Origin of the sequence: Pseudomonas sp. HY2-MNA-CIBAN-0224, from assembly GCF_040310285.1 — a bacterium.
GTDB classification, from domain to species: Bacteria; Pseudomonadota; Gammaproteobacteria; order Pseudomonadales; family Pseudomonadaceae; genus Aquipseudomonas; species Aquipseudomonas helleri.
Window position 1 is genome coordinate 1 of record NZ_JBEOPQ010000101.1, and the last position, 10,465, is coordinate 10,465.

Genomic DNA, 10,465 nt, shown 5'->3' on the forward strand with positions numbered 1-10,465 from the left:
GAGCGAGCTTGCCTCGCGATCTTTTAAAAGATCTAAAGATCGCGAGGCAAGCTCGCTCCTACAGTTGTGAGTAAGTTCAGATACTCCAGCGAGCCGTGCGCAGGCGCTCGTTGAGGATGTCGGGGTCCAGCGGTTTTGGGCGACGGGCCAGGGCGCTGTAAAAGTGCTCCAGTGACTCGTTCAAACGTTGTTCCAGCACCGGCACCAACTGCGCCTGAGCGCTGCCTTCGCCGTAAGCAATCTGGCTGTCTTCGGCAAAGATGCCATGCAGCATTTCCTGGGCCTTGAGCGCCGACAACACAGGCTTGAGTGCGTAGTCCACAGCCAACATGTGGGCGATGCTGCCGCCGGTGGCAATGGGCAACACCACTTTGTGGCTCAAGGCACGTTCAGGCAGCAAGTCGAGGATGGTTTTCAGCGCACCGCTGAAAGAGGCCTTGTACACCGGAGTCGCAATCACCAGGCCGTCGGCCCGTTCAATCTGCTCCAGCAGGTCGATAATTTTTGGACTGTCGAAACGCGCATGCAGCAGGTCTTCAGCCGGAAAGTCACGTACCTGGTAACTCACCACTTCGACGCCATTCTGGTTGAGCCAGTGTTTGGCGCGGTCCAGCAACACCCCGGAACGGGAGCGTTGACTTGGGCTACCTCCGATTGTCACAACCAGCATTTACGGTTTCCTTGAATGAAATTTTTCAATTTTCTGTCAGCGTTTTCGCTTAGATGGAACTGACCTTAACAGGTGTTTTTTATATCCATAAATCATATTTGTTCATTTGTTTATTCCTTAAACGCATATGAATTAGCAGGCAAAAAAAAGGCCGTCGAAACGGCCAAAACCCTGTGACATTGAAGAAGAACACCTGTAGCCGCTGCCGCAGGCTGCGATAAGGCCCGAAGGGCCTTCAGCCCCTTGGGCCTGCTGCGCAGTCCATCGCAGCCTGCGGCAGCGGCTACACGTTGTAAGCGTTACTTGTTTGGCTGTGGCGTCAGGCGCAGGTAAGGCTTCACCGCGCGATAACCTTTAGGGAAGCGTTTGTTGATTTCGTCTTCGTCTTTGAGCGATGGCACGATCACGACTTCGTCGCCGTCTTGCCAGTTGGCCGGGGTGGCCACTTTGTAGTTGTCGGTGAGTTGCAGCGAATCAACCACACGCAAAATTTCGTTGAAGTTACGCCCCGTGCTGGCCGGATAAGTAATGGTCAGGCGGATCTTTTTGTTCGGGTCAATCACGAACAGTGAGCGCACGGTCAGGGTGTCGCTGGCGTTAGGGTGGATCAGGTCATAGAGGTCGCTGACCTTGCGATCGGCGTCGGCCAGGATCGGGAAGTTGACGACTGTGTTTTGCGTTTCGTTGATGTCGCCAATCCACTTGTGGTGCGAGTCTACCGGGTCAACCGACAGCGCGATGGCCTTGACGCCACGCTTGGCAAACTCATCCTTGAGCTTGGCGGTGAAGCCCAGTTCAGTGGTGCACACCGGCGTGAAATCCGCCGGGTGAGAAAACAAAATGCCCCAGCTGTCGCCCAGCCAATCGTGAAACTTGATGGTGCCAGCGCTGGAATCCTGTTCGAAATCGGGGGCGATATCGCCAAGTCTTAGGCTCATGGTGCAGCTCCTTTTTTGTCGTGAGTGGCGGGGCGTGATGGGCTTACTCTGCCTGCTTCACGAACTAATTAAAAAGAATAAATATCGATTTAATTAGAACCAAAAGGAATACTAAAAACTGTTTCATTGGACGCGACAAAGCACCAGGTCCACTCTGGATTCAGGTTTAGGCAAGGGGAGCGGCAAGGAGCTGCGACTACTCAATGTGTTACGAATGAGCCGTCTGGCCTTCGGTAAACACCCTGCCCGGCATTGCGCCGGGCAGGATTTTTCTTACTTTTACGTCTTACTTTTTTTCGCTATAACCGACTTACAACAGTGGGATCGAGTAGCTCACGATCACACGGTTTTCGTCCTGGTTGCGCTGGCCAGCAATGGTGTTGCGCCACATGGCGTTTTTCCACATGAAGCCCAGGTTCTTCAGAGCACCTTCCTGAACAACGTAAGCCACGGTGATGTCGCGCTCCCACTCGGTCGCGCCATCGTTGTTTTGCTTGCCGCCGCTGTAGGTGTCGATGTTGTTACCGCGCAGGTACACAGCACCGGCGGTCAGGCCAGGTACGCCGACCTTGGCGAAGTCATACGAGTAGCGTGCTTGCCAGGTACGTTCGCCAGCACGGCCGAACTTCTGGATTTGCGAATCGGTGATGGTGTAGTTCGACGAACCGTCGCCCTGGTTCAGCCAAGGGAAGTCGCTGCTGCCGTTGCTGACCTGGTAGCCGCCACCGAAGGTGTGGCCTTCAACCGAGTACAGGAACAAAGCGCTGTACAGGTTGTTGTCGACTTCGCCTTTACCGTTTTTGGAAACGCTGTTGGCGTAGTTACCGTTGCTGAAGTACAGCGGGTCGTAGCCGTTTTTACCGTCGTTTTTGCTGTTGAAGTAGCGCAGGTCAGACTTCAACACGCCCGGGCCGATTGCCCAGTTGTGGACCAGGCCCAGGAAGTTCTGTTTGTAGAACTTGTCCAGGTTGCCGTAGTAGTACTGAACCAACAGGTCCTTGTTGATTTTGTAGTCACCACCGGCATAGACGAATTTGTTGCTGTTGGCTGTACGAGCGTTCGCACCACCAATGGACATTTGTTCGTTGTTGCTGGAGTTACGGCCTTTAACGTGCTCGATCTGACCGGCGATCAGGGTCAGGTCCTTGATCTCGTTGGAGGTGACTTGACCACCTTCAAAGGTCTGTGGCAGCAGACGACCATCGTTATAGGAGATGACCGGCAGTTTCGGCATCAGGGTGCCGTAACGCAGTTCGGTCTGGGAGAACTTGGCTTTGGCAGTTACGCCCAGGCTTGAGAAGTCATTAACCGCTTTGCCGTCGGACTTGCTCGGGAACACAGTGCCGCCGTATGAGGTCGAGGTAGCGCCGTTGGTGCCGCCGCCCGAATCAAGACGTACGCCCAGCAGAGCGATAGCGTCCAGACCGAAACCCACAGTACCTGCGGTAAAGCCCGAGGTGTAATCCACCTGGAAGCCTTGGCCCCACTCTTCGTTCTTGCTCTGAGCACCGGAAGCTTTAGTGCCTGCGTCGCGGTTGTCGGTGTTGATGTAGAAGTTACGCAGTTTCAGCGTCGCTTTGCTGTCTTCGATGAACCCTTCAGCGCTCGCTTGTTGCGCCAGCAAGCCGAGGGCTACAGCCACGGCTACGGTGGACTTCTTCATGGTGCTGCTCCTTTGAATTCTAATTTTTGTAGTTCTTTAGCCCGAAATCTGACGTCTCGGTGCTCCAGATGCGCGATTAGCGCCAGACAGTGACTGCCAAGTCAATCGTAACGTTTGAGGTTTACGACCTTTGTCTAGTCCTCTGCGGTGTGCGCGTAGGTTAAAGACTTTTTTATAAACCAAAAAAGAATTATTTCAAGATCCTTCATAACTTATTGGCATATTGAAGGAAATTTCTTACGACCACGCGGGCGGATGCTATCGGCCTTTGGTCTTATTTATAAATAGATTTTTATGAAATTTTTAATAAGCGTTCATGTCACGGCGCTGAAGCGATTTTCTTCGACCGGAAAAACCCGTTAAAGCTCGTGCGCGCGCACGTAAAGAAGGATCAATAACTTCATAAGCTAATGCATAAAAGTTATTTATTTACTCATTCTTAGATCATTTAACCTCGCATCCAGCCAATTAACGGCCGCCAGCCGAGGATTCCCCCAGATGAAACTGAACACCCCCCTACGCCTTTTGGCTGCACTCTCTCTGGCCGGTGCCAGTTTCTTTGCGCAAGCCGCCAACGACGTAACCGTGGCTTACCAAACCACCGTTGACCCGGCCAAAGTGGCCCAGGCTGACGGCGCTTACGAAAAAGCCACCGACGCCAAAATCAACTGGCGCAAATTTGATAACGGTGCCGACATCATTGCCGCCATCGCCTCGGGCGACGTGCAGATCGGCTACTTGGGGTCGAGCCCGCTGACCGCCGCCATCACCCGCGGTGTTCCGGTTGAAACCTTTTTGGTCGCCACCCAGATCGGCGGTGCTGAAGCCCTGGTAGCCCGCAACGGCTCCGGCATCAACAGCCCACAAGACCTGGTAGGCAAAAAAGTCGCCGTGCCGTTTGTATCGACCGGCCACTACAGCCTGCTGGCAGCGCTGAAACACTGGAACATCGACCCGTCGAAAGTGACCATCCTGAACCTCGCACCACCGGCCATTATCGCGGCCTGGAAGCGCGGTGATATCGACGCCACTTACGTGTGGGACCCGGCATTGGGCGTGGCCAAAGACAGCGGCAAAGTGCTGATTACCTCTGGCGAATTGGGCAAGCTCGGCGCACCCACCTTTGATGCCTGGATTGTGCGCAAGGACTACGCGGCCAAGCACCCGGAAATCGTCAAGGAATTCGCCAAAGTTACCCTGGATGCCTACGCCGATTACAACAAGGACGCTAAAGCCTGGGTTGCCAACCCAAGCAACGTCGCCAAGGTAGAGAAGCTCTCCGGCGCCAAGGCCGCTGACATTCCTGGCCTGCTGGAAGGCAACGTTTACCCGGTAGCGGCTGAACAAAAAGTGTTGCTGGGTGCACCGACCACCAAAGCCCTGACTGACACCGCCGCCTTCCTGAAAGAGCAAGGCAAGGTCGACGCTGTGCTGCCGGATTACGCACCGTCAGTGACCGCCCAGTTCGTCACTCAATAACCCACGCCAACTGAGGAATCGACCGTCATGGCCTTGTTATCACTGGAGCGCATCAGCGCACAGTACCCAGGCGCAGCTGAGCCGGTGCTGTCGGATATTTCCGTCAATCTCGGACCTCAGCAGCTGCTGGTCGCACTTGGCCCTTCGGGCAGCGGGAAAACCTCGCTGCTCAACCTGATTGCCGGTTTTGTTGAACCTAGCGCCGGGCGCATCACCCTGGATGGCGCCCCGGTCAAAGGCCCGAGCGCTGAACGCGGCGTGGTGTTTCAAGACGACGTTTTGCTGCCTTGGCAAGACGTCTTGGCCAACGTTGCTTTTGGCCTGGAACTGGCCGGCGTGGCACGCAGCAAACGCGAAGCGCGCGCCCGTGAAATGCTCGCCCTGGTGGATTTGTCGGGCTTTGAAAAGCGTCGTGTGTGGGAGCTGTCCGGCGGTCAACGCCAGCGTGTGGGCCTGGCCCGTGCCTTGGCGGCCGACCCGCGTGTGCTACTGATGGACGAACCCTTCGGCGCTCTTGATGCGTTCACCCGTGAACAGATGCAAGAGCTGTTGCTGCAAGTGTGCAAACGCACCGACAAACCGGTGTTCCTGATTACCCACGACATTGAAGAGGCCGTGTTTTTGGCCACGGATCTGATTCTGTTGGCGCCCAACCCTGGCCGTATTGTTGAGCGCCTGACCCTGGATTTCGGTCAGCGTTATAACGCTGGTGAGTCGGCTCGCTCGATCAAGTCCGATCCCCGCTTTATCGAAACCCGTGAACACGTGCTTGAACGCGTGTTTTCACAACGTGGTGCCGCCCAGCGGCAGGAGCGCGCATGAGCAGTTATGAAGTCGCCGCAGCCCCCGTTGCTGCACCTCACGCGCCGCGCCCGGCAAAGCGCAGCCTGAGCACACGCTGGATCAGCGTGCTGACCCTGGTCACGTTGATTCTTGCCTGGTGGGGCGTGACCGCCGCCGGCTTGATCGAACCGCTGTTTTTACCGCCACCGTCTGCCGTGCTGGAAAAAGGCTGGTTGCTGGCGACCAAAGGCTACATGGATTCCACCCTGTGGCAGCACTTGAGCGCGAGCCTGAGCCGTATCGGCCTGGGGCTTGGCTTTGCGATTTTGACGGCCGTGCCGGTGGGTATTGCCATTGGCCATAACCGCATTGCGCGGGGCATTTTCGACCCGCTGATCGAGTTCTACCGCCCGATCCCGCCGTTGGCTTACTTGCCGCTGATCGTGATCTGGTGCGGCATTGGCGAGCTGTCGAAAGTGCTGCTGATTTACTTGGCGATTTTTGCCCCGATTGCGATTGCGACCGCCACCGGCGTGCGTACCGTCGACCCGGCCAAGATCCGCGCCGCACAGTCTTTGGGCGCCACGCGCTGGCAGTTGATCCGCCATGTAATTATGCCGAGCGCCTTGCCGGATATTTTGACCGGTATCCGCATTGGCCTCGGGGTCGGCTGGTCGACGTTGGTTGCGGCGGAGCTGATCGCTGCCACCAGCGGCCTGGGTTTTATGGTGCAGTCTGCCGCACAGTTTTTAGTCACGGATGTAGTGGTGCTGGGCATTCTGGTGATCGCCATCATCGCCTTCGCCATGGAAATGGGCCTGCGCGCCCTGCAACGCAAACTGGTGCCGTGGCACGGCCAGGTTCACTAATTACACCGAATATCACACGACGCCGACCCATCGGCGCGCTGCTAGCGAGACGACCATGAGCCTGACCGTTACCCCCATTAGCTCTGCCCTTGGCGCCGAGATTGACGGCGTTGACCTGACCCGGCCACTGAGCCTGGAACAGCGCGATGCCATCGAGCAGGCGCTGCTTCAGCACCAGGTGATTTTCTTCAAGAACCAGGTCATCACCCCGCAACAGCAAGCGCGTTTTGCCGCCAACTTTGGTGACCTGCACATTCACCCGATTTACCCCAACGTACCGGAACAGCCTGAAGTGCTGGTGCTGGACACGGCCGTGACCGACGTACGCGACAACGCGGTGTGGCACACCGACGTGACCTTTTTGCCAACCCCGGCACTGGGCGCGGTGTTGAGCGCCAAGCAGTTGCCGGCTTTCGGCGGCGATACCTTGTGGGCCAGCGGCATCGCGGCCTTTGAGGGCTTGTCCAAGCCGCTGCAAGTGCTGCTGGACGGCCTGACCGCCACCCACGACTTCACCAAATCGTTCCCGCTGGAGCGTTTTGGCTCGACCCCCGAAGACCTCGCGCGCTGGGAACAGACCCGCAAAAACAACCCGCCGCTGTCCCACCCGGTGGTGCGCACGCACCCGGTGAGCGGGCGTAAATCGCTGTTCGTCAACGAAGGCTTCACCACCAAGATTAATGAGCTGTCAGAGGCCGAAAGCGACGCGATTTTGAAGTTGCTGTTTGCCCACGCCACCCGCCCTGAATACACCATCCGCTGGCGCTGGAAGGAAAACGACGTGGCCTTCTGGGACAACCGCGTCACCCAGCATTACGCCGTGGACGACTACCGCCCTAACCGTCGCGTGATGCACCGCGCGACCATTTTGGGTGATGCGCCGTTCTAACGCCCCCTGCGGGCGCCAGGGTCAGTCATGAAAGGCAGCGTCTTTCGTCTTTGCGCAGAGACCGATGTTTCGCGCAAGACGAAATGCGTGGCCGCGGGCGCATACGCTCTGATCGCCAGGTTTGATACGCCTGCGTGCTCAATCGTGAATGCCGTCTCAAGCGGGTAAATGCGCTCAGCTTCATTGACCGGCGAAAAGAGTTTGACTGCACTGCTGCCCATCACCGTCAGCATGACCTCATTGAACGTACCTGGCCGAGTGTCATAGGCCCCGCTGGCAAAGCTTTTGGCAACACTGCGCTTGTCACTGACCGACATAAACTGCTCGGTACGCACTACGTCGCCTTTGCCGGCATGGGCAGTTAACGCCTTTAAGCCCACATCGGAAACACGATGCCCGCGATAGGTGGTGGTTTGGCCGCCGGGATTTGTTCTGACATGAAAATCCAGTAATTCAACCGCTTCGGTCCTGCTGATGCTCAACGCCATTTTAATGTCGGCCAGCGAGGATTCCGTTTGAGCCCTGTCTTCGGGCAGCATCCTTGAATAGGTCTCTACGATGCTAGGGCCCGTCCACTCTCCGGGATCAGTGTGCATGGATTCGTTGATCTTGAACCGGGCTGGCTCATTAAAATAGTTGGCCGAGGCAATATAGGCTTCGGTCAAGCCGATGAAAATATTCGCCGGGTACGGCGCCTCGATGCTCACTGACTGGTTGTAACTGCTCATCTCGTCGTAACTGTATCCAGCAGCTCTCACGGCACGCACGGCAGCGTCCATGGGGGTATTTCGATGTTGGGCAGTCAAGGTGTACCGATGGTCAAAGAAATTCAAAGGGGACGGGTAAATATGCGGGTGGTTCACTCGCAAAAACGTGTCCAGGGCCTGGATGCGCAGGGGTCGGGTATCCGGATTGCCGCCATTAAGGCCCCACTGGTCTTTAAACGTGATGGGGTTGTTACTCACCATCGCGAACAGGTTCAAGCCATCAACCTCACCGACCGGGTCTGCGCTGACCCAACGCTGAAGCCACGGCGCGTAGTACCTGAAGCCAAAGTAGTAGAGCCCGCTCGCATCGCGCTCCTTGCCCGAATAACGGGTGATTTTGTACTCCCCCTGCAAGGCACTCCTGGCCGCCCACCACGCCGTACCACCGAACGGGTAATAGCTTTCCTGAGTGATTAACCCGGCCTTGCCATCAAGCTCCAGAAGGCTACTGCCCAGATGATCTGACAGACTAAAACGCAGGCTGTTATCGGGCATGTCCTGCGGGCGCCCTGCGTCCCACTGCAAGACCTTGATATCGCTGTTGCCTGCTTGCACTTTGATGACGTTGAGGTACTCCCCCGTGGCGCTGTCGCGGCGAATTTCCAGGCCGGGCAAGTACAGCACCTCCACTGTATGTGTCAGGCCCTGAGTGCGGGTGGTACGTACTTTTCGGGTGCGCTGCCCAAGGCCGTCATAGGCATACATTTCATCGTCACTGCTGCCGTTGTCCCGGGTCACCAGCGTCACGGCTTGCAGGTTATTGTTCACATTCCATTGCAGGGTCTGGCCGCGCACTAACGCCAGCTGGTTGCCGTTTAAATCAAAATCACGGCCTAACCCCGGTGGTAACGCTGGGGTGTCCGTGCTTTTCAATACAGCATGGTTGCTGGATTGGGCTATCAACATCGAACGGGTGTAACCATGACCTGTGCTGACTTGGTGTTTTAACTCTGCAAGATTGCCGCCCTCATCGTAGGTATAGGTCTGGGTGTAATTGCGCCACACACTGTTATCGGTCGCGCCGAACCGAACCAGCCTTGGAATGTTCGAGGTTGAAGTGTTGTGCGCATTTTCCCGACCCGTGGCACTGATCAGCTGGTACAGCGAGTCATACAGATAGGTGCTGACAGCATTGATTTGTGCATTGTTCGACCACTGCGTGGGTTGGGCCGTATCGCTGACCCGCAGCACATTCCCCACGTGGTCATAGTCGTAGGTCAAATCCTGCAACGGGGTATTTTTCTCGCCTGAACGATAGGTCGTCAGACGTTTCAAACGGCCATCCAGGGGGGAATACTGCATCGTGGTCAGGACATTGTTGCCTGAGCGCTCGGACTCCAGTTGCCCCCTAGCATTGACCACGCGCTGGTCAACCAACACTTGCTGACTGCCGCCCTTGAGCGTCAAGGCATGTTGCTGCAATTGCCCATCGACTGCGTACTGGGTGTGTTGCAAATTGCCCTTGGCGTCGGTGTGTTCGACGACCTCTGCGAAGGCGTTGTAGTGCCAGGTGGTGCTGTAGCGCGGCGAGTCTGCTTTTAGATCATGCTCTGTCAGTGACGGGTAGAACATCCGCTGCTCGCTCAACAATTGGCCCTGCAACGAATACGTTTCGTACAGCAATGCCCCTGAAGGGTCATCATGACGAATGAGTCGACCACTGCGGTTGACTTGGCGATTGGACGCATCGCTGGCGCCGTAGGTAAAGCACTCGACATGTCGGGCCGTGGCCTCGTGCGCAGCCTGCTCGAACACATTCGTGGGCCTGAGCAACGCGTCAAAATCATAGCGTTGCTCAGCACCGCGAGAGTCCCAGCGGGCAACCACTTGCCCGGCCACGCCTCGCAATAACACACGCGCTCCCGCGTCGACACTCTGCGTGCGCAAGGTTTTGCCCGTCAGGCTGTAATGGGTTCGTTGATTGGGGCGCGTTTGTGGACGGTCAAGGCACAGGGCATACAAGCGTGGGTCCCATTGTGTTTCCAGCAAGCCCGTCGCCCCGTAAGTATGTCGGCGGATGCGCCCCTGCGGCGCAGTAGCGGCTGACGCTCGGTGATAAGCCACACTGCGCAGCACCAAACCACGCGGGTCCATTGCCGCAAGCGTTGGCGTGTGCCGGTGTATAAGACTGGGCATGGCAATATCCTTAAATGAGAAATGGCCATGCGAACGTACAAACCCGGCTGGGTGGGCGGGTGGTAAATAATGCTGTGATTGTGTGTGTGTGAATGAGTGAGGGGAGCTCTTTGTCCCTCACCCCAGCCCTCTCCCGAGGGAGAGGGAGCTTTATCGCGGTGTTTTCAGATTCAGTGCATGGCTTGCAGACCGCAGAACTGTAGTGGTCAACTAATTCCGGACACCTCGATAGGTTGTTTCCACGCCATCGCCCGTTCGTAATCGGTCGGTG

8 protein-coding genes are annotated in these 10,465 nt (G+C 56.8%); 4 read left to right on the forward strand and 4 right to left on the reverse strand.

The genetic code is table 11. The annotated features are described in order from the left end of the window. Positions 1-76: 76 nt before the first annotated feature. From ssuE to AAEZ03_RS24925, 3 genes are all read right to left on the reverse strand, one after another. Positions 77-670, reverse strand: coding sequence for an NADPH-dependent FMN reductase (gene ssuE, locus AAEZ03_RS24915; protein WP_048371096.1), 594 nt, complete (start codon positions 668-670; stop codon positions 77-79). Between the two features lie 299 nt (positions 671-969). Then, entirely contained in the window at positions 970-1,608 is a 639-nt protein-coding gene (locus tag AAEZ03_RS24920; protein WP_048371098.1) for a peroxiredoxin, read from the reverse strand. Positions 1,609-1,918: 310 nt separating this feature from the next. Beyond that, positions 1,919-3,271: an OprD family porin gene (locus tag AAEZ03_RS24925; RefSeq protein WP_153390022.1), complete on the reverse strand. Its 1,353-nt coding sequence runs from the start codon at positions 3,269-3,271 to the stop codon at positions 1,919-1,921. Positions 3,272-3,769: 498 nt separating this feature from the next. On the opposite strand from AAEZ03_RS24925, the gene tauA reads away from it, so the two are divergent. Genes tauA through tauD form a run of 4 tightly spaced genes read left to right on the forward strand, consistent with a single transcriptional unit; the run spans position 3,770 to position 7,291 of the window. After that, positions 3,770-4,750, forward strand: coding sequence for a taurine ABC transporter substrate-binding protein (gene tauA, locus AAEZ03_RS24930; protein ID WP_350582290.1), 981 nt, complete (start codon positions 3,770-3,772; stop codon positions 4,748-4,750). Positions 4,751-4,777: 27 nt separating this feature from the next. Then, the gene (tauB, locus tag AAEZ03_RS24935; protein ID WP_048389190.1) at positions 4,778-5,572 is read left to right on the forward strand and encodes a taurine ABC transporter ATP-binding subunit; all 795 of its coding nucleotides are present in this window, start codon (positions 4,778-4,780) and stop codon (positions 5,570-5,572) included. Next, the gene (gene tauC / locus AAEZ03_RS24940; protein ID WP_278940506.1) at positions 5,569-6,402 is read left to right on the forward strand and encodes a taurine ABC transporter permease TauC; all 834 of its coding nucleotides are present in this window, start codon (positions 5,569-5,571) and stop codon (positions 6,400-6,402) included. The genes tauB and tauC overlap by 4 nt, the downstream gene beginning before the upstream one ends. Before the next feature lie 55 nt (positions 6,403-6,457). Next, entirely contained in the window at positions 6,458-7,291 is an 834-nt protein-coding gene (gene tauD / locus AAEZ03_RS24945; RefSeq protein ID WP_350582294.1) for a taurine dioxygenase, read from the forward strand. Here the strand turns inward: tauD and AAEZ03_RS24950 are convergent. Further along, positions 7,288-10,194, reverse strand: coding sequence for an RHS repeat-associated core domain-containing protein (locus AAEZ03_RS24950; RefSeq protein WP_350582297.1), 2,907 nt, complete (start codon positions 10,192-10,194; stop codon positions 7,288-7,290). The genes tauD and AAEZ03_RS24950 overlap by 4 nt on opposite strands. Positions 10,195-10,465: the final 271 nt, after the last annotated feature.

Excerpts from the sequence above, each read along its gene's own strand:
- ssuE (WP_048371096.1), bottom strand. The coding sequence starts at position 670 with ATGCTGGTTGTGACAATCGGAGGTAGCCCAAGTCAACGCTCCCGTTCC.
- AAEZ03_RS24920 (WP_048371098.1), bottom strand. The coding sequence starts at position 1,608 with ATGAGCCTAAGACTTGGCGATATCGCCCCCGATTTCGAACAGGATTCC.
- AAEZ03_RS24925 (WP_153390022.1), bottom strand. The coding sequence starts at position 3,271 with ATGAAGAAGTCCACCGTAGCCGTGGCTGTAGCCCTCGGCTTGCTGGCG.
- tauA (WP_350582290.1), top strand. The coding sequence starts at position 3,770 with ATGAAACTGAACACCCCCCTACGCCTTTTGGCTGCACTCTCTCTGGCC.
- tauB (WP_048389190.1), top strand. The coding sequence starts at position 4,778 with ATGGCCTTGTTATCACTGGAGCGCATCAGCGCACAGTACCCAGGCGCA.
- tauC (WP_278940506.1), top strand. The coding sequence starts at position 5,569 with ATGAGCAGTTATGAAGTCGCCGCAGCCCCCGTTGCTGCACCTCACGCG.
- tauD (WP_350582294.1), top strand. The coding sequence starts at position 6,458 with ATGAGCCTGACCGTTACCCCCATTAGCTCTGCCCTTGGCGCCGAGATT.
- AAEZ03_RS24950 (WP_350582297.1), bottom strand. The coding sequence starts at position 10,194 with ATGCCCAGTCTTATACACCGGCACACGCCAACGCTTGCGGCAATGGAC.